The following is a 19,915-nucleotide window of genomic DNA, read 5'->3' as shown; positions in this document are numbered from 1 at the left end:
GCCCCAAACTTATTAAGGTTGGGGCTTGCTATATTACTTAATTTTAACTTACTCGATGTTTAAATTTCTCAACTGTTTTAGTTTTTCTTTCCAAACATCTAAGCTTTCTTTATGGATAGCGATGTTTTTTCGCACTTCTAATACTATTGAATTTTCTTTTTTTGCATTTTTTGTATTGGTAAAAAACTGAATATTATTCTCTAGTTGAAAAATCTCATTTTGTACTTCTTCAATTTTACGCATCAAGAAAATCTTCTCATTATCGAGTTTTCTGGTGTCATTGCTTTCAGATAAATGATCCATTCTGTTAGAGAAACGCATCATTTCGGTATCTTTTTTGCTTAAGCTTAATTTTTCAAATAAGGCATCTAGAATTTTATTGAATTTACCTTCGATATGTCGTCTTGGAAATGGAACTTTACCAAAGTTTTTCCACGTTTCGATATGCAATTTGATAGCATCTAAATCTGTTTTGTGATCTCCAGTCAATTGGAATTCTCTTAACGTTTCTAAATACGCTTTCTTTTTGTCAAAAGCTTCTACTTCGTCAACGTTTTCAACACTTTTGTGCTCTTTTAATTGATCGAAATAGTGATTACATGCTTCTCTAAATTCATTCCAGATTTTATCAGAATATTTTCTTGGAACATGACCAATTTTTTTCCAATCTTCCTGAATTTGCTTCATGATAGGAGTAGTGCTGGCAAAATCTGTGCTTTCCTGTAATTCTTTGGCTTTTTTTACCAAAGCAATTTTTTTGTTCAGGTTGTCGTTTTGATCTTTTTTAATGTCTTTGTAAAAAGAATTTTTAAAGCTGTTGAAATTTCTAACGGCTGTTTTGAATGCAGCCCAGGTAGCTTCATTAACATCTGCCGGTACTTTTCCTGCTGAGAAAAATTCAGAACGTAAAGCCTCTACTTTTTCAATTTGGGCTAGCCATTGCGAATGTGCATTTACTTTTTCGGTAGCTAAAACTTCAATTTTGGCTATAATTTCTTTTTTCTTTTCTAAGTTTTCAAGCTCTGTTCCTCTTAAGTTTTCAAACAATACTTCACGCTTATCATGCATTTTTTTTGTTAGTTCACTAAATTGGTTCCAAATCTCATCGCGATGTTCTCTTGAAACCGGACCGATATCCTCTTTCCAAATTCTGTGCAAATCTTGAAGTTCTCTGAAAGCTTTGTTGATGTCTGCTTCTTTAAGTAATTCTTGAACGCGTGCAATTATTTTTAGCTTTTGCTCTAGATTATATTTGAAATCAATATCCCTTGCTTCTCTGTCTAAATGCAAATAATCATAAAAATTTTCTACGTGAAAATGATAATTATTCCAAACATGATTGTATTTATCCTTCGGAATTGCACCTGCATTTTTCCATCTCTCTCTTAATTCATTAAAATGATTTAAGGTGTCTTTGATGTTTGTTTGTGGATTGATTAATTCTTTGAGCTCTTCTACAATGGCCAATCTAACTTCTAAGTTAGTTTTTAAATTAGACTGCAAACTTTTAAAGTGAACATTTTTATTGTCTTTGTAGATTGTGTAATATTGATCGAATTTTGATTTTAGTGGAGAATGGTATTGGAATTCCTCGTTAGGATCTTGATTTTCCTGATTGAATTCTTCTCTTTTTTCTTCTATGAGGTGGTTGTATTTGGCTAAAAATGCTTTTCGAATTTCTTCAACGTGCTCTTTAATAGACATTACTTTTTCATTTGTAACTAAATTTTTCAATTCACTTACAAGAGTTTCCATTGGTAATGCATCGTAATCGAGCATTGGAATATCATGACGTTCTTTTAGTGTTTCATCTTCACTTTCTTCAGCATTTGTTTCTGCGATGGCGTCAATCACATTTTGTTTTTCGTCTGTTCTGTTTTCATTCGAAATTACTGTTTCAGAAACGGGGTTTACCGTATTTTCTTCTGCTGCAGCATCACTGATTTCACTTTCTGTTACTACAGACGTTTCTGATTGAATTGTTTTTTGCAATTCATTGGCCGTTTTTCCATCTATCTCGTTTCCTTTTAGAGACAGGTTATCGTTCTTTTCTTCTAACATTTTGTAAATGTATAAGGTTTTTATTTTTTGAATGCGAAAGATACTAAAGGTGCGTCAAAATACAAAATAAAACTTTTGTTTATAATTCAATTTGAATGACAAAACTTACTTAAATAATGTAATTTGAATTCTTTCTAGTTTGTTGACTTGTTTTTTTATTTTATTGCTGCTTTTTTCATCACGGAACATTAAATAGAAAACCCTCAAAGGATAATCCATTTTGAGGGTTCAGTATTTTTATAATCGAAGAGTTGATGCTTTTGTAAAATTAATAGAATAAGTAACTTTCTATTTATTCCAAATTTTCCATGCTTTCTCCGCCTGAAAAATGAGCATGTCCAAGCCATTTTTAATTTGGGCTCCATGTGCTTTGGCTTTGTTAAGAAATTGGGTTTCGGCGGGATTGTAGATTAAATCGTAGGCGATGTGTTTCTCGGTAAAGAATTCATAAGGAATAAGCGGAAATAAATCCACATTTGGGCTTGTTCCAACCGGAGTACAATTGATAATGATTTGGTAATTGTCAAAGGTTGTGGCATTGATAACACTGTAATCAATACAATTTTGTTTGGCTTCACGAGACACAAAAGTGTAAGTGATGTCCAATTGATCCAACGCAAAAGCAACTCCTTTTGAAGCTCCGCCAGTTCCAAGAATAAGTGCTTTTTTATGATGCGGTTGCAAAAGAGGTTCAAGAGATTTCTTGAAACCGTAATAATCGGTATTGTAGCCTTTTAATTTTCCTTTTTTGGTAAATTTGATGGTGTTAACAGCTCCAATTTGTTGGGCATTTTTAGAAAGTTTATCTAAAAAAGGGATTACAGACTCTTTGTAAGGAATAGTTACGTTTAATCCGTTGAGATCTGCATTGTTTTCCTTTAATTCAGTGAAATTATTGATTTCAGGGATATCGAAATTTTCATAAGTGCAACCTTCAAAATGTTCTTTGCTGAATTTTTCTGTAAAATATCCTTTTGAAAAGGAATAACTGATATTACGGCCTAATAAACCAAAACGTTTTTTTAAAACTTCAATCATTATTGTTTTTTATGTTTGTCAATATAATTTCGCACCATTTTTTTCTCCCAGACTACTGGGAATAAATCTTCTAACAGAATGTAATTGTCATAATTCAGGCGTAAAGCATTGCTTAAGTGAAATTTTGCTTTTATATTGTCTGAAATCATGAAATACAATCCAGCCAAACGGTATTCTACTTCGTTTTCTTCTGGGAAGTATTCGGATGCTTGTAGTAATGTTTGAATTGCACTTTCGAATTCGCCTAAAAACTGTAAAATGTCAACCCAGAATAACCATGTGTCGAGTTGGTAATCACCAAACTCTACCGCTTTTCTATATCCAAATTCGGCTTCTTCAAACAAATTCATTTGCTTGTTGATAGCTGCAAATCGTTTCCAATACAATTTATTTTGGTTATCAATAGCTAAAGCTTTATTGACAAAAAACAATGCTTTTTGGAAGTTTTTTTGACGTACATAAAAATCGGTTATTGCAATCCATCCTTTGTCCAAAAGTGGATCTTCGTGTACCGTTTTGTTGAAATATTTAAGGGCTAAAACTTTGTTGCCTAATTTTTCATAACATTTTCCTATTCGAAGCAAGGCATAGGATGTTGCATCGTCCAATTCAATTGTTCGATTGTAACTTTCAATGGCAAGGTCGTACTTTTTTAGACGTTCCAATGCTTTTGCTTTTTCCATAAAAGCACCAAGGAATTCCTCGTCTATAAGAGTTGCATAATCAAAAGCTCGTATTGCACTTTCGTATTCTTTTACAACATAGTATAAACGTCCCAATTGATGCCAAGCAATCTCGCTATAAGGATTTTTGTCTATGTATTTGTTAATATAAACTATGGCTTCTTGGTTTTGATCCAAAAATTCAAAGCAATATACCACATTATACAACGCCGATTGGTCTTCGAAATCTTCTTCCAGACATTTAATGAAACTCTCTTTGGCCAATTCAAGATTATCCATAAAAAGATATTCCATACCGATTAAGTTGTATACATCCGCATAGTCATCAGTGTATTCTAAAGCAATCTTAAGCATTTCAACTGCTTTTTCATGCTGATCCCTTTTGGAGCAAATATTGGCTTTCTGGATGTAAATTTCTTCGTTTGTGGGTTCGATCGCGTACAGCTCATTTAATAGCTTTTCGGCTATTTCGAGTTTGTCGTCATAAATGAGCATTTCTACTTGAACTAATTTTAGCCCGCTGGATCTTGGGTGTTGTTCCAGAGCTAGTTTTAAAGCTTTTTTGGCCAATGCTGACTTGCCCATGTCGAGGTAATGAAGAATGATTTCTTCAAATTCTTCGGAGTCAAAAAAGAGTACTTTGTTGGTTTTCAACATGGACTCAAATTTGGATAGGGATAAGTTATAATCTTCTTCTTCGTTGCTTAATTGCATACTGTGTGTTTTTAAATTATCCTAAATTAAAATTAGGAAAACGTATTGTTGAAATGAGGAAGAATTCTATTTGTTGTGAACAATTTAATTAACAGTTTTTTCAATGTTAACGGAAATATAAATATCAGTTAAAATGTTTATTACAATTTTTAAAAATCTAAATTCTTTGTTCTATTTTCTAAAAATAAAAAATCTGCATTCTGAAATCTACAATTTTAAATCTTAATTTTGTTCATTACTTCAAGAATTATTGCGCAGCCTTCTCTTATTTCTTCTTCGGAAATTGTAAGTGGTGGTGTTATTCTAATCGCGCATCCTTCAAAAAGCAACCAAAATAAAATTAAACCTCTGTCTTGACATTTTAGGATCACTTCATTCGTGATTTCTGCGCTCGCTGTCATGGCAGCTAGCATCAATCCTTTTCCTCTTATTTCTTGTATCAAAGGATGTACCAAAAGTGATCTAAAGAGTTTTTCTTTCTCTAAAGCTTCTGTCATGATATTGGTTTCAGTTAATTCTTTCAAAGTAGCCAAGCAGGCTGACGCAATGACAGGGTGTCCTCCAAAAGTGGTAATGTGACCCAATTTAGGATTTTCAGTCAGTAAATCCATCATTGCTGATGAAGCTGTAAAAGCACCTACTGGCATTCCGCCACCCATTCCTTTTCCCATAACGACAATGTCTGGTACAACATCGTAGTTTTGGAATCCGAATAGTTTTCCCGTTCTTCCAAATCCAGGTTGTATTTCATCGAGTATCATAATTGCACCTACTTCGGTACATCTTGCTCTTACTTTTTTCAGAAAATCATTATGAGGTTCAATAAAACCAGCTCCTCCCTGAATTGTTTCCAGTATGATTCCGGCGGTTCTGGTAGTTATTTTTTGTAAATCGGCTTCGTTGTTGAAGGTTATAAAATCTACATCAGGAAGCAATGGACGAAAAGCTTGTTTACGTTCCTCAAATCCCATAACGCTCATGGATCCCATTGTGTTACCATGATAGGCGTTGTGGCACGAAATCAATTGGCTTCTTCCTGTGGTTCTTTTGGCTAGTTTTAAGGCGCCTTCTATACCCTCGGTACCCGAATTGACTAAATAGGTTTTGTCTAAAGAAGCGGGCAGGAGTGAAGCCATTAATTTACAATATTCAACAGCTGGGCTTTGGGAATATTCACCATAAACCATGACATGCGAATATTTGTCTAACTGATCCTTTATGGCGTCATTCACTCTCTTGTTTTGATGTCCTAGCGTGCAAGCCGAAACACCAGCAACAAAATCTAGATATTTTTTGTTATTTGTATCAAAAATATAGGAGCCAATAGCATGCGAAACTTCCATACCCAATGGATAAGGCGAAGTTTGAGCTTGGTATTTTAGGAAATCGGGATTCACTTTCTGAAAAGTTTAATTGTTTAAAAGTTTGATTGTTAAAGTCGTAATCTAAAGTCTGCTATCTTAAATTTTCAGCTTACTGATTACTTCTTCGACTTCTTCTTGTCGTAATTCAATGTTTCTTTTCGAATTTTCATTGGCACAGCTTTTTTAGCTTTGTCCTTTGCGGTAGCTTGCATGACTTTTAGTTCCTCTTCGTCTTCTTCTTTGCTAAAAACATCGTCTTTGGATTTTATTCTTTCGTCTCCACGCCATTTGAGTCCCCTGAGTGTTCTTGCATTTTCGGGCAATTCAGATTCGGGATAAATATCGCCATCAACTTGTTTGAAAAAGGTAATGGTTTCTATTGTGTTTTTGTCAAAAAGAATATTGATTTTACTACTTACATTTTTGTTGATGCCTATGAGTTCTTTGGCGTCATTTCGCATATAATAAATTACTTCTGCATTTTTTATGATATCTACATCATGGAGTTTTCCTTCTTGAAATTTTCCAAATAAGTTTTGACCTTTTGTCTGGTTAAATCCGGTACCAAGAGTGTCCTTCGAGACCAGAAAAGTATTGTTGAGCACTTTGAGTGAATCCAGTTTTTGAGTTTTTTTGTCTGCAATGAGGTGCATCACATCACCTGTAATTTGGCTTTCACCATTCCATAGTATTGGGTTTCCTATTAATTTTGTTAAACCTAATTTCGAACTGGAATGGATAGAATCACATTTTCCGCTCATATCTGTTTTGTAAAAACGAACATTATTGAAAGCGCGAATGATTCGGTTTCCCTCTTTTCCAGTAACCATGAGTTTCTTGCCATGAATATAAACAGAGTCATTATCTACAAAATTAACAGCCAAGGCTCTTTTGGTCACAAACATAGAGTCTTTCTTTTTGTATAATTCGGCATAATGCCCTCGAATTACTCCCCGATTAATAGAATCTGTTATTTTTACATTTCGTGTTGCCGAAGCAAATTCTTTATTTCGATCGTAATACAAACTATCTCCTTTTATCACTCGATCATCATACCTAATATAAGATTTGTCCAGAAAATGGGCTAGATTTTTTTTGGTGTCATAGAACCCTTTTTCGGTGTAAATATAATTGGCTTTACTGGTTATTGTTGATGGACCAAAAAGGTACGAATGCCCTGAATTACTGTAATAATCCAAATGATTGGATTTGATTTCGTATGTTTTGTTGGTAAGTGTTACAGCAGTTAGGAACTGAAATTTTTTCTGGGTAACATAATATCTTCCGGACTTACTTTTTAAGGTATTGTCTTTGTTAACGATAGTTCCGTTTGTATTGTAGTATACTTCTTGTATGTTTCTATCAAAATTTATTGTGTCTGTTGCCAAAGTAGCGTCAGGAGAACTCATGACTGCATTTCCAGTTGCAAATGCTTTTTTTAATTCACCACTGTATTCCGCATAATTACTGTTCAGATACAAAGTATCACCTTGCACTAATTGAACATTTCCAAAAGCTTTCAGATAATTTTCTTTCTGAAAAAAGTAAGCTTTATTGCAGGTCAAAATGACTCCGTCGTGACTAACTCTTACATTTCCAGTAAGTAAAAGCGCATCTGGGAACTTAAGTTGATCAACATCAGCAAAGTCAGACTGTTCAATATGTATTTTTTTGGGAGCTTGTGCCAAAGCAAGATTTGCACAAAGAAATACTAGGCTGTATATAATGAAATTTAAAGATTTCTTCAATGGTCTTAATTTTTTTGTAAATTTATGAAAATTGAGACAAACCCCTTATATATTAGGATTTATTTATAATAGTTTGTCATTGGAATTATAAGTGCGATTTTTGAAAAAAAATATTTATAAACAAAAGGATTAGCTATTACGTTGTAGTGGTTTTTTAATTTGTGAACTAGCCTGGTTTGGTAGGTTTTGGTGGTTGTTTTTTTGAAAAAAGCATTAAATTTATTGATTGATACCGAATGCAAATATAGTATCACTTCTATATTTTTAATTTTTTATAATTCAAAAAAAATGATCACAAAAAAAATAGTAATGGCAGGAATAAGTGTTTTGCTTATAGCGACTGCATGCAAAACTAAAGATGTAAAAATGAGTGTACAAAAGAAAGAAACCGTTTCTGGAAATAAAGCAGTAGTTTATCAAGTTTTTACTCGATTGTTTGGTAACAAAAATACAACCAATAAACCATGGGGTACTATTGAAGAAAATGGAGTTGGAAAATTTAATGATTTTACAGATAAAGCACTTCATGAAATAAAAGATTTGGGTGCTACCCACATCTGGTACACAGGCGTTCCTCACCATGCTGTTATAAGGGATTATACCGCTATCGGGGTTTCAAATGATGATCCAGAAGTGGTAAAAGGTAGAGCAGGATCACCTTATGCTGTTAAAGATTATTACAACGTGAATCCTGATTTGGCAGTCAATCCTGAAAAGCGTTTAGAAGAATTTGAATCTTTGATTAAAAGAACCCATAAGGCAAATCTTAAAGTAATTATTGATATAGTTCCTAATCATATTGCCCGTAAATATGAAGGGAAAAGCAATCCAAAAGGGGTAAAAGATTTTGGTGCCGATGATGATGTTACTGTAGAATACAAAAGAGATAATAACTTTTATTACATTCCGAATACACCTTTCCAATTGCCTGACGGCGACAAACCTTTGAACGGGGAAAGCAATCCGCTTATTGACGGTAAATTCGAAGAAAATCCAGCTAAGTGGACTGGAAATGGTTCTCGATTGGCAAAACCGGATAAAAATGACTGGTACGAAACGGTTAAAGTAAATTATGGTATTCGACCTGATGGTTCAAAAGATTTTCCTGAATTACCGGCTGGTTATGATAAGCTATCCTATAAAGAGCATTTTGATTTTTGGAAAGATAAAAACGTTCCTAGTTCTTGGATTAAATTTAGGGACATCGCTTTATATTGGACTGCCAAAGGTGTTGATGGTTTTAGATATGATATGGCCGAAATGGTTCCTTACGAATTTTGGAGTTATATGAACTCGGCAATAAAAAATATAAATCCAGATGCCTTCTTAATGGCCGAAGTATACAATCCGAAAGAATATCGCAATTATATTCATTTGGGTAAAATGGATTATTTGTATGATAAAGTAGAGACTTACGACAAACTGAAAGATATCATTCAAGGAAAAACTCCACCAGATGGACTATCATATATTCAAAGCGGTTTAGCTGATATTGATGTACACATGTTAAAATTCTTGGACAATCACGATGAACAGCGATTGGCAAGTCCAGAATTTGCTGGTTCTCCCGAAAAAGGAAAACCAATGATGGTAGTTTCCACCATGATAACCTCAGCGCCTATTATGATCTATTTTGGACAGGAAGTTGGTGAGGCAGGGAATGAAAATGGTGGATTTGGCTCTCATTCCAGAACATCTATTTTTGATTATGTAGGTGTACCAAATCATCAGCGATGGATGAATGATGGAGCATTTGATGGTGGAAAATTATCGCAAAGCGAAAAAGAGTTACGTGATTTTTATAAAAGATTGTTGAACTTCTCAGCGAAAAGTTCTGCAGTAATGGGACAATTTCATGATCTTCAAGAAGTAAATCGTCATGCTGGCCTTGGCTATGACCCTAACCATCTCTATTCTTTTGTACGTTGGTCTGGTGATCAAAAACTAATTGTTTTAACTAATTTTTCAGCAGAAGCTTCTAATACTTTTGAGCTAAAAATTCCTGCTGATATAATTAGTAAATGGAATTTGAAAGACGGAAGTTATACGATAAAAGATCAATTGTATGGAAAAAGTTCAATTCAGCTACAAGTTGTGAATGGAGAAGGCAAGGCTTCTGTTTCTATTAAGCCTTTAGAGTCATTTATTTATGAGTTAGATGTTTTAAAATAAAAATTTCAATAAATAAGTAAATGAAAAAAATAGTCATATTAAGTTTATTCCTTTTAATGTTTTTGTCCTCTTTTGCACAAATTGATTTTACACCAAATTGGAGTAAAGGAGTAGTGTGGTATCAAATATTCCCAGAACGTTTTAATAATGGTGATCCTTCAAACGATCCAAAAGTGAATGATCAAATTGGAGCTTATCCTTTTGATGTTGCCTCAGAATTTCAAATTCATCCTTGGACTAGTGATTGGTATAAACTGCAACCTTACGAGCAGAAAAATGGTAAAGATATCTTTTATAATATTCAACGTAGGCGCTATGGAGGAGATTTGCAGGGTGTTATAGATAAGTTGGATTATCTGCAATCATTGGGAATTAATGCCATTTATATGAATCCTGTTTTTTGGTCGCCTTCTTCTCATAAATACGATGCATTGTGTTATCATCATGTCGACCCAACATTTGGGCCAGATCCAGAAGGAGATAAAAAATTAATAGAGCAAGAAGATCCTCTGAATCCTGAAAAATGGGTATGGACAAAAGCAGATTTACTTGTCCTAAAACTTATTGAAGAAGTGCATAAACGAAAAATGTACATCATCTTTGATGGAGTGTTCAATCACTTAGGGGTAAATAGTTTTGCATTTCGTGATGTTGAGAAAAATCAAGAGACCTCAGCCTATAAAGATTGGTTTTCCATTAAAAGTTGGAACAATGATGTCAAAGAGACAAAGTTTGAATACGAAGGTTGGTATGGTGTAAAAACGTTGCCTGAGTTAAAAGAAGACAGTACGGGTATTGCACCGGGACCTAAGCAATATATTTTTGATGCGACCAAACGTTGGATGAATCCTATGAACAAGGGAACGCAATTTGGAATTGATGGTTGGCGTTTGGATGTTGCTTTTTGTGTTGGTCATCCTTTTTGGAAAGATTGGAGAAAATGGGTAAAATCAATTAATAAAGAAGCATACCTGACTGCCGAACTGGTTTACCCAATAGATAAGACAAAACCATATTTAAGCGGTGATGAATTTGATGCAACGATGAACTATAATTTTGCTTTCATAGTACATGATTTTTTTGTTCAGGATGCAAAAGCTTGTACTGTTACAAAATTTGATGCCCAATTAAAGGAATTAAGAGAAGGATTTGGAGAAGGCGTTGCCATGAATATGCAAAATTTAGTGGACAGCCACGATGCCACTAGAATAGGCAGTGCAGTAGCGAATCCAGATGGGAAAAAGTTTGGTGATTGGGGTGACTATTTTAATTGGAGTCAGAAAAGTTCTAATGGTGAATACAATGCTCAGAAGCCTAATGCAAAACAATTGCAAAAGCAAAAACTAATCGCTGCGTTTCAAATATTGTATTTGGGTTCGCCTATGATTTATTATGGTGACGAATGTGGTATGTGGGGTAGTAATGATCCTGATTGTCGTAAACCGATGATTTGGTCAGACAAAAAATACGATTCCGAAACGTTCAATCCAAACCAAAGTATACATGAAGCTGATAAAGTAGATTTTAATACAGATTTATTTAATTGGTACAAAAATTTTATTGGTTTGCGCAATAAGTATGATGCAATTAAAAGAGGAAGCTTCACAACGATTGAAATAAATGATGATGAAAAAACTTATGCTTTTATCCGAAAAATTGGTACAGAAGAAGTAATTGTTATTTTGAATCGAAGTGATAAAAATGTTAATTTCAACAACCCTATTCTTAAAAAGGGAGAATATAAAGATGTATTCACAAAGAAAACAATGAAAGAGGTTCAGATAAAGCCAATGAATATTGTTGTATTGAGTAACACTATTATAAGCAACTAAATGAATTTCAATATAAAGAAATACAAAACACTGAAGATTAGTGGTTTGTAATAAAAAAAGCTGAAGTAATATTAATTTTACTTCAGCTTTTTTTTATTCTTTACTTTTTAAAAGTAGCTTTATAATTTTCGTTTACTTTTTCCCAATTTATTATATTGAAAAAAGCATCGATATATTTTTTCTTTTTGTACTGATAATCCAAGAAATAAGCATGTTCCCAGAGGTCAATTCCTAAAATTGGTGTTCCATGAAATCCAGCAACAGGAGCATAGGTCATTAATGGATTGTCTTGATCCTGAGTTGTAGATAGTTGCAGGACTCCTGTTTTGTCAACTACCAGCCAAACCCAGCCCGATCCAAATTGTTTAGTTGCGGCGTCTTTAAATAGGGTTTTGAAATTGGAAAATGAGCCAAAATCTTTAGTGATCTTTGAAGCTAATGTGTCTACTGGTTCGCCACCTGCTTTTGGTCCTATAGTTTTAAAGTACAAACTATGGTTGTAATATCCACCTGCATTATTACGTAATACCAGATCGTTGATGTCTAATTTACTTAATATATCTTCTATCGAAAGGTTTTCTTTGTCAGTTCCTACAATCGCTTTGTTTAGGCTGTTGGTATAATATAGATAATTTTTATAATGCGATTCTACTGTCAAAGCTGATAGATCAGGTGATAGCGCATCATATCCAAAAGGAATTTTTTCCAATTGAAAAGATCCTTCATCGGCTTTTAAGTCATTTGGATTACCTATAGCAACCTTCTCTTGCACGGTTGGCAGAGGAACTTCTACAACTTCAGTTAATTTTTTATCGTTACAAGAAATTAAAACCGAAATAAAGAGCAGGTTAGCTATTAGAAAAGTGTTTTTTTTCATAAGATTAATCAATTACTTTATTAAGGAATGAATTAGTTCAATATATTGTTGTTTGGCTTCGTCTTGCGTCAGATGGCTGATTTGAATCCAAGCATTGGTTTTGAACGCATTTCTTAAGTCGGAATTGTCCGTAACGGTAAACTTGGTTCTGTCAAATGTCGCATGCTTGTAAAAGGCATAAAGACGTAACTGGACATCTTGCGGTAAAGATGCTTGGGTCATAAAAGAAGCAATTTCAACAGCTTCCAGAAATTGTTTATCTAAATCTTTTTCAATCATTAAGGTTTAATTGCAATTATAGTTTTTCCTCCAATTGCTTTTTGGTCAAGTACCACATTAATTGGAGTGCCTATCGGTAAAAAAATATCCACTCTTGAACCAAATTTAATAAAACCAGCATCGGTACCTTGTACTACTTGCATACCTTCTTGGGCATAATTTACAATACGTCTGGCTAAAGCGCCAGCAATTTGTCGATACAATACCGCGCCAAAAGTTTTATTTTCTACCACAACTGTGGTTCTTTCATTTTCTTCACTTGCTTTTGGGTGCCATGCTACCAAGAATTTACCAGGATGATATTTGCTGAATTTTACAATTCCGCTTAGAGCATAACGCGTTACATGTACGTTTATAGGTGACATGAATATAGAAACTTGGATTCTTTTATCTTTAAAATATTCAGCTTCAAATACCTCTTCAATAACAACAACTTTTCCATCAACTGGAGCAAGTATATGATTTTCGTTTATTTCTACTTTTCGTTTTGGATTTCTAAAAAATTGCAAAATGATAATTAATAGCAATAAAGCAGCTATTTCAATGGTCATTTTTATCCAATTTGTTTGAATAAAATGATCCGATACTAAACAAACGACAGCAGTAAAAATAGTGCCTAATAAAATACTTTGAGTTCCTTCTTTATGAAACATAACTTAAAATTTGATAAAATAAAAATATTATTGGTGCTACAAAGATAACACTATCTAGTCGATCTAGTATACCTCCATGGCCAGGCATTATGTTTCCACTATCTTTTTTTTCTGAAATTCGTTTGAATTTGGACTCTACTAAATCTCCTATCGTTCCAAAAATACCTACTATTAAGGCAATTATGATCCAGATGTAAGTGTTTTTTTCAGGGAGCATTAAAAAATATTTTGAGATAAAATAACTGGCAATTAATGCAAATCCAATCCCACCCAAAAATCCTTCGATGGTTTTTTTTGGGGAAATTCTTTCAAATAATTTATGTTTACCAAAAGTTTTACCAACTAAATAGGCAAAAGTATCATTGGTCCATATTAAAATAAAAATACTGATTAGGATGTTTGGGTTATAGCCTTTTATTCCAAAAGGTATTTTTGTAATAATAATAAAGGGTAAGATAATATATCCAATTAGATAAGCAAATGTTGAAAAAGTATTCACTTTTAAATTTTTATTATCAAATAGAAATACGATGCATTTTAGGGAAACAATGAGTGACAAAAAAAGCACAGCCAAATCAAAGTTTTTGCTGTAACGCAATATATAAAAAAAGCCATCCGCCTTTACCGCTACAGCAATTTTATAAAAAAGCAAGTAAAATATAATAGCAATTCCAATAGGAGCAATTTTGTTTAAGTGAACCAAATTGCAAAATTCCATTACCGCTATCAATAAAAAAACTCCAAATAGAATGAAAAAAGTTTCTATAGAGTATTGTATTGAAGCTATTAATAATAAAATGTAAATAGCTCCAGATATTGACCTTTTTAGTGTTTCATTCATTTTAAAGATCTTCTAAAAGCAATAAATATAAATTTTTGGCTGAGCTTCCGTATTGAGTAAAATCTTCCTCTTTTGCTTTTTCAAAATATTTTATTGTTGTAATATTTGTTGGATATTCTGTTAGGTACTTTTTTCTAATTGCACTAAGGCCATCACTTTTTCCTTCTACTATCTGACTAGTGTTGGCCAAAATAATGATGTTAGTGGGCAAATCATTAGGTTTTTTTTGTTTGATTTGATTTGATGAAAATAAAATAGAACCTTCTTCGGCTACTAGATTTTCACAACTCGACAATAAAAATTTTGGATTTATGTTTTGACCGTAAGTAAGCTTGTTTTCATCTAGTAAAAAATGCAATTTTGGTTCGTAGCATAGAGCTTCGCTTTCAAACCAGTCGTTTTCTTCAAGTATATTTTCAAATTGTTCTTTTACTTCATTGAGGTTTTCACAGTATAAAAATTTGCCGCCGTTTTTTTTGAAATTATAGATAAACTGCTCATCCAAAGGGGAATTGATATCTGGATTTGGTCTGTTTGAATTGCCGCTTCTAGCTTCATCTGAAGAGGGGTCGTTAGAACCAAATAATTTTTTAAAAAGATTCATAATTTGTTAATAATCGTTTTGTGTTACTTGAAAACGTTCAAAGATAAAAAAATCTTAATTCAAAACAGGATTTTGAATTAAGATTTTAAATATTTGTGTTTTTTATGTAATTACGATACTACTTCACCAAGGTTTTTGTCAAAAGTTCGTTTCCCAAAAATAGTTTCTAAATCGTCTTTGAAAATGACTTCTTTTTCGATTAATATTGAAGCCAATTGCTCTAATTTATCTTTGTTTTCTTCCAGAATCTTTATTGCTCTTTGGTATTGACTTTCGATAAGATCTGAAATTTCTTTGTCAATTACTTTGGCAGTTTCATCAGAATAGGGTTTAGAAAAACTGTATTCACTTTGCCCGCTGGAATCGTAATAAGTTACATTTCCAATTTTGTCATTTAATCCGTAAACGGTAACCATGGCACGAGCTTGTTTGGTAACTTTTTCCAAATCACTTAAAGCTCCTGTGGATATTCTGTCAAAAGTTACCTTTTCTGCTGCTCTACCGCCCATTGTAGCACACATTTCATCTAGCATTTGATCTGTACGAACAATTAGACGTTCTTCTGGCAAATACCAAGCAGCACCAAGGCTTTGTCCACGAGGAACAATAGTGACTTTGATTAATGGAGCAGCGTGTTCAAGCATCCAGCTCACAGTTGCGTGTCCTGCTTCGTGAATAGCGATAGCTCTTTTTTCTTCAGGTGTAATGATTTTGTTTTTCTTTTCAAGTCCTCCTACGATACGATCAACTGCGTCTAAGAAATCTTGCTTGTCAACTGCTTCTTTGTTGTTTCTAGCGGCAATTAATGCTGCTTCGTTACAAACATTGGCTATATCAGCACCTGAAAAACCTGGAGTTTGTTTTGCTAAAAAGTCGGTATCCAGTCCTTCTACTTTTTTCAAAGGCGCAAGATGTACCAAGAAAATTTCTGCTCTCTCACGAATGTCTGGTAAGTCAACAAAAATTTGTCGGTCAAAACGACCAGCACGCATTAAGGCTTTGTCTAAAACATCTGCTCTGTTTGTTGCAGCCAAAACAATTACATTTGAATTGGTACCGAAGCCATCCATTTCTGTCAATAATTGGTTTAATGTGTTTTCTCTTTCATCATTTCCACCAGACATATTGCTTTTTCCTCTAGCTCTACCTACAGCGTCGATTTCATCAATAAAAATAATGGCAGGAGATTTTTCTTTGGCTTGTTTGAAAAGATCACGTACTCTTGAAGCACCAACACCTACAAACATTTCAACGAAATCTGAACCGGATAAAGAGAAGAAAGGTACTTGGGCTTCACCAGCTACAGCTTTTGCTAATAAAGTTTTACCGGTTCCTGGAGGTCCTACAAGTAGAGCTCCTTTTGGGATTTTACCTCCTAAATTGGTGTATTTTTCAGGGTTTTTAAGAAATTCCACAATTTCTTGTATTTCTTCTTTTGCACCTTCTAAACCTGCTACATCTTTGAATGTAGTTTTAATATCTGTTTTTTCATCAAAAAGTTTGGCTTTCGATTTTCCAATGTTGAAAATTTGACCACCTCCGCCACCTGGGCCACCTGACATTTTTCGCATAATGAAAATCCAAACACCAATAATGATAATAATTGGCAATAGGCTTACAAAAAGATCTGTCCAGTTGCTTTTTTGTAAAAAATTAAAATCTTTTAATTTTCCTTCAGCAACTGCTTTTTCTAATTTGGTTTGAAAAATTTGATCATTACCAATGTCAAACGAATAATGAGGACCTTTATTAGGTCTGTCCAGTACGTCTTTTGCTACTTTTTTATGTTCTGGATCATTTAAAGCTTGCGCATTTAAATAAACTTCAGCTTCGTTTTTATTGTAAACAATTACTTTTTCGATCTGTCCTTTCTCTAAGTAAGAATTAAATTTAGAAGAAGTTAATTGAGCAGGTTCTTGAAAGCTAGATCCACCAGTTACAAAACTTATTCCTAAAAAAATTAATAGTATTGCAGTGTAAACTAACCAAGGACTTACTTTAAATTTATTTGAATTTGGATTATTATCTTTAGCCATTAGAAGATTATTTCTTTAATATTTGTTTTCGATTTTAGTGATTTTGGCATCACCCCAAAGACTTTCAATGTTGTAGTATTCACGGATGTGTTTTTGGAATACATGCACTACAATGTGAACATAGTCCATCAAAACCCATTCTGCTACATCAGAACCTTCAACGTGCCAAGGTTTGTCTTTTAAATCTTTAGAAACTGTTTTTTGAATAGAATTGACAATGGCATTCACTTGAGTATTTGAGTTACCATTGCATATAATGAAATAGTCACAAACTGCAGTGTCTATTTCTCTTAAATCTAAAATATCGATATCACTTCCTTTTACTTCTTCTATTCCTTTTATAATGTTCGCCAATAGAACATCATTGTTTATAGTCTTTTTCGCCATTTATTTTTTTATATAAGTTTGTAAAGTTACCATTTTTTGTGATTAATTTTGAACCTTAACATAATATTAAATTATGTTTTACAAAAAAAAGTACACATGAAGCTAATCAAACTCGATGCCATAGATTCTACAAATGAATTTCTAAAAGGTTTATCTAACAAACAAGAGGTTCAAAATTTTACTGTAGTTACTGCTGAAAATCAGTTGAAAGGGAAAGGGCAGATGGGGGCAAAATGGGATTCTGAATCCGGTAAAAACCTTATAATGAGCGTTTTGGTTAAGAATTTTTTATTTGATAACGAAACGGTTTTTAACCTCAATGTTGTTGTTTCATTGGCGGTAGTCCGGACCTTAAAAAAGTATAATATTCCTGAAGTAAGTGTAAAGTGGCCTAACGACATTATGTCAGCAAATAAGAAAATTGGTGGCATATTGATTGAGAATAGCATAAAAGGAACTGGAGCAATTACGTCGATTGTAGGGTTGGGGCTAAATGTAAATCAAGTGCAATTTGAAAATTTGCCAAGAGCGTCGTCATTGGCTTTAGTGTGTAATTCTTTTTTTGATAAAGAAGAAATTCTATTTGATATAGTTACACAAATGGAACAAATGGTAGCTGATTATGATAAAAAAGCGTCTGATTTATGGGAAGAATATACCAATGAATTATTTAAAATTGGAGTCCCTACGGCGTTTACAGATGAAAATGAAAACAATTTTATGGGAATTATAAAAGGGGTTTCTTCAATAGGTAAACTTCAGATTCTTTTGGACGACGACAGTATTTGTGAATACAATCTCAAAGAAGTGCAAATGTTGTATTAAGACTAATTTCTTTCTTTGTACCAATAAAAAAGCCTTTTAGTTTTTTCTAAAAGGCTTTTGTTGTTTCTTTATAGAAAGATATTAAAGTTTTGTCATATTGTTTGCCAATGTCTCGATGAATTTGCCAATAGGACCTTTTACCATCATGGCCATCATTGCATTAAATTCGCCTTCAAAATCTAGTTTCACAGCGCTTGATTGTTCTGAAACAGTATCAATGTTGGCTACTAAAGTAAATGGAAGTTTATCGCTTGCAGCCCCCAAAACAATTTTGTTTGGAGCTACTTTTTCTTTCATCTTTAATTTGATTTCAGGCATTCCTTTTAATCCAAAAATAAAAGCATCTTCTCCGATAACTTCAAATTTTGCAATATTATCGGGCATTAATTTTTCGAAGTTTTTTACATCGCTTAATAAATCGAATAATTCTTGACTTGATTTTTCAACTGTAACTTTTGGACTTTCTAAGTTCATTATTTTGTGTATTGTTTGTTGTTTTGTTTTAAAGGAATTTAATCTAAAATCAGAAAGCCGATATTTAAACTGCCCAAGTAGAAGGACTTACATTCCATTCTCTCAAGGTTTGCTCTTCTTCTTCTGTAATATACTTTTTGGCGACAGCTAAATTCAATAAATTTTGATAGTTGCTTAAAGTATATAAATCAATTTTAGCATTTTTGAAGTTCTGGTCTGCAACGTCAAAGCCATAAGTAAATATAGCTGCCATTCCTTTTATAACTGCTCCTGCTCCCCGTAAGCCTTCAACGGCAAGCAAACTACTGTTTCCAGTACTAATTAAATCTTCTATAATTACTACGCTTTGTCCTTTTTGTAAAAAACCTTCTACTTGGTTTTGACGACCGTGTTTTTTGGGTTCTGGTCGAACATAAACAAAAGGTAGTCCCATACTTTCTGCAACGAGCATTCCTATTCCAATTGCTCCAGTGGCTACACCGGCAATAACGTCTGGTTTACCAAATTGTTTTTCAATGTTTTTAGAAAATTCGTCCCTAACATAATTTCTTATGGCTGGAAACGAGAGGATTAAACGATTATCGCAATATATAGGCGATTTCCATCCAGAAGCCCATGTAAAAGGATTTCCTGGATTCAATTTAATTGCATTTATTTGCAAAAGCAATTCGGCTGTTTTTTCGGCTGTATCTTTATTAAAAATCATAATACAAATGTATAAAGTTTTTGTTAACGACAAACCACTTTTTTTGACAAATGAAATCTCTAAGGAGACGGATTTTCAACTTTTCTTGCTAGATAGTATTGATATCGAGCAGGTTATTGTGAAAATGTTTCAAAATAAAATTAAGAAAGCCTATCTCTACCACCCTGATGAGAGTGTGATTATGAAAACTTTGAAAGCCAAAATTCCAGTAAATAAAGCAGGAGGTGGATTGGTTTATAACAAAAATGGAGAGGTTTTATTCATTTTTAGAAATGGAAAATGGGATTTACCTAAAGGTGGTACCGATAAAGGGGAGTTAATTGAAGAAACCGCCATGCGTGAAGTTGAAGAAGAAACTGGTGTAAATGAATTGAAAGTTGTTAAAAAGCTTCAGAAAACTTACCATGTTTTTAAACGAAATGGAAAATATAAATTAAAAATTACCCATTGGTTTGAAATGCAATCTACATTTGAAGGCACTCCAAAAGGCCAATTAGAAGAAGGAATAGAAAAAGTGGCCTGGCTTAAGCCAAGTGAAATTCCAAAAGCACTGGAAAATTCATATGAGAATATAAAACTTCTGTTTGAAGAAGAAAAAATTATCAAATAAATAAACCGATT

The 19,915-nt window shown here is 33.2% G+C and carries 18 protein-coding genes; 4 read left to right on the top strand and 14 right to left on the bottom strand.

Annotated features, from left to right (window positions below; genetic code table 11):
• Positions 1-48 precede the first annotated feature (48 nt).
• The 5 genes from DOS84_RS04415 to DOS84_RS04395 all read right to left on the bottom strand — a co-directional run bounded on the left by DOS84_RS04415 (position 49) and on the right by DOS84_RS04395 (position 7,608).
• Positions 49-2,061: a DUF349 domain-containing protein gene (locus tag DOS84_RS04415; RefSeq protein WP_111408900.1), complete on the bottom strand. Its 2,013-nt coding sequence runs from the start codon at positions 2,059-2,061 to the stop codon at positions 49-51.
• A 288-nt stretch (positions 2,062-2,349) separates the two neighbouring features.
• Positions 2,350-3,099, bottom strand: a complete 750-nt coding sequence (locus tag DOS84_RS04410) for a shikimate dehydrogenase family protein (RefSeq protein ID WP_111408899.1) — start codon at positions 3,097-3,099, stop codon at positions 2,350-2,352.
• Positions 3,099-4,496 (bottom strand): tetratricopeptide repeat protein, encoded by a 1,398-nt coding sequence (locus DOS84_RS04405; RefSeq protein WP_111408898.1) that lies wholly within the window; start codon positions 4,494-4,496, stop codon positions 3,099-3,101. Before DOS84_RS04405 ends, DOS84_RS04410 begins: the two co-directional genes overlap by 1 nt.
• A 215-nt stretch (positions 4,497-4,711) precedes the next feature.
• Positions 4,712-5,893, bottom strand: coding sequence for an aspartate aminotransferase family protein (locus DOS84_RS04400; RefSeq protein WP_111408897.1), 1,182 nt, complete (start codon positions 5,891-5,893; stop codon positions 4,712-4,714).
• Between the two features lie 83 nt (positions 5,894-5,976).
• Positions 5,977-7,608 carry an OstA-like protein gene (locus DOS84_RS04395; protein WP_111408896.1) on the bottom strand — a complete coding sequence of 544 codons (1,632 nt, stop codon included), beginning with the start codon at positions 7,606-7,608 and terminating at the stop codon, positions 5,977-5,979.
• Between the two features lie 288 nt (positions 7,609-7,896).
• Here DOS84_RS04395 and DOS84_RS04390 point away from each other — a divergent pair, with 288 nt between their 5' ends.
• On the top strand, positions 7,897-9,780 hold the full coding sequence (locus tag DOS84_RS04390; RefSeq protein ID WP_111409075.1) for an alpha-amylase family protein: 1,884 nt from the start codon (positions 7,897-7,899) through the stop codon (positions 9,778-9,780).
• 20 nt (positions 9,781-9,800) lie between these two features.
• Positions 9,801-11,612, top strand: a complete 1,812-nt coding sequence (locus DOS84_RS04385) for a glycoside hydrolase family 13 protein (RefSeq protein ID WP_207802020.1) — start codon at positions 9,801-9,803, stop codon at positions 11,610-11,612.
• Positions 11,613-11,712: 100 nt separating this feature from the next.
• Here the strand turns inward: DOS84_RS04385 and DOS84_RS04380 are convergent, their stop codons facing one another.
• The 7 genes from DOS84_RS04380 to rsfS all read right to left on the bottom strand — a co-directional run bounded on the left by DOS84_RS04380 (position 11,713) and on the right by rsfS (position 17,289).
• On the bottom strand, positions 11,713-12,489 hold the full coding sequence (locus DOS84_RS04380) for a superoxide dismutase (RefSeq protein ID WP_111408895.1): 777 nt from the start codon (positions 12,487-12,489) through the stop codon (positions 11,713-11,715).
• Positions 12,490-12,501: 12 nt separating this feature from the next.
• Positions 12,502-12,768 (bottom strand): acyl-CoA-binding protein, encoded by a 267-nt coding sequence (locus tag DOS84_RS04375; RefSeq protein ID WP_111408894.1) that lies wholly within the window; start codon positions 12,766-12,768, stop codon positions 12,502-12,504.
• Positions 12,768-13,421 (bottom strand): phosphatidylserine decarboxylase family protein, encoded by a 654-nt coding sequence (locus tag DOS84_RS04370; protein ID WP_111408893.1) that lies wholly within the window; start codon positions 13,419-13,421, stop codon positions 12,768-12,770. Before DOS84_RS04370 ends, DOS84_RS04375 begins: the two co-directional genes overlap by 1 nt.
• The gene (locus DOS84_RS04365; RefSeq protein ID WP_111408892.1) at positions 13,411-14,262 is read right to left on the bottom strand and encodes a phosphatidate cytidylyltransferase; all 852 of its coding nucleotides are present in this window, start codon (positions 14,260-14,262) and stop codon (positions 13,411-13,413) included. Before DOS84_RS04365 ends, DOS84_RS04370 begins: the two co-directional genes overlap by 11 nt.
• A 1-nt stretch (position 14,263) precedes the next feature.
• A complete protein-coding gene (locus DOS84_RS04360; protein WP_111408891.1) occupies positions 14,264-14,866 on the bottom strand; it encodes an LUD domain-containing protein in 603 nt (200 codons plus the stop codon).
• A 110-nt stretch (positions 14,867-14,976) separates the two neighbouring features.
• Positions 14,977-16,902, bottom strand: coding sequence for an ATP-dependent zinc metalloprotease FtsH (gene ftsH, locus DOS84_RS04355; protein WP_111408890.1), 1,926 nt, complete (start codon positions 16,900-16,902; stop codon positions 14,977-14,979).
• A 15-nt stretch (positions 16,903-16,917) separates the two neighbouring features.
• Entirely contained in the window at positions 16,918-17,289 is a 372-nt protein-coding gene (gene rsfS / locus DOS84_RS04350) for a ribosome silencing factor (protein WP_111408889.1), read from the bottom strand.
• A 96-nt stretch (positions 17,290-17,385) separates the two neighbouring features.
• On the opposite strand from rsfS, the gene DOS84_RS04345 reads away from it, so the two are divergent.
• Positions 17,386-18,114, top strand: coding sequence for a biotin--[acetyl-CoA-carboxylase] ligase (locus tag DOS84_RS04345; RefSeq protein WP_111408888.1), 729 nt, complete (start codon positions 17,386-17,388; stop codon positions 18,112-18,114).
• An 81-nt stretch (positions 18,115-18,195) separates the two neighbouring features.
• On the opposite strand, the gene DOS84_RS04340 is transcribed toward DOS84_RS04345, so the two are convergent.
• Both DOS84_RS04340 and pyrE read right to left on the bottom strand, forming a co-directional pair.
• On the bottom strand, positions 18,196-18,588 hold the full coding sequence (locus DOS84_RS04340; RefSeq protein WP_111408887.1) for an SRPBCC family protein: 393 nt from the start codon (positions 18,586-18,588) through the stop codon (positions 18,196-18,198).
• A 64-nt stretch (positions 18,589-18,652) separates the two neighbouring features.
• Positions 18,653-19,294 (bottom strand): orotate phosphoribosyltransferase, encoded by a 642-nt coding sequence (pyrE, locus tag DOS84_RS04335; RefSeq protein WP_111408886.1) that lies wholly within the window; start codon positions 19,292-19,294, stop codon positions 18,653-18,655.
• 7 nt (positions 19,295-19,301) lie between these two features.
• Between pyrE and DOS84_RS04330 the strand changes: the two genes are divergently transcribed.
• Positions 19,302-19,904, top strand: a complete 603-nt coding sequence (locus DOS84_RS04330) for an NUDIX hydrolase (RefSeq protein WP_111408885.1) — start codon at positions 19,302-19,304, stop codon at positions 19,902-19,904.
• Positions 19,905-19,915 lie beyond the last annotated feature (11 nt).

It is taken from the genome of Flavobacterium aquariorum, from assembly GCF_003254745.1.
Lineage (GTDB): Bacteria > Bacteroidota > Bacteroidia > Flavobacteriales > Flavobacteriaceae > Flavobacterium > Flavobacterium aquariorum.
This window is presented reverse-complemented; position numbering and strand designations above follow the sequence as displayed.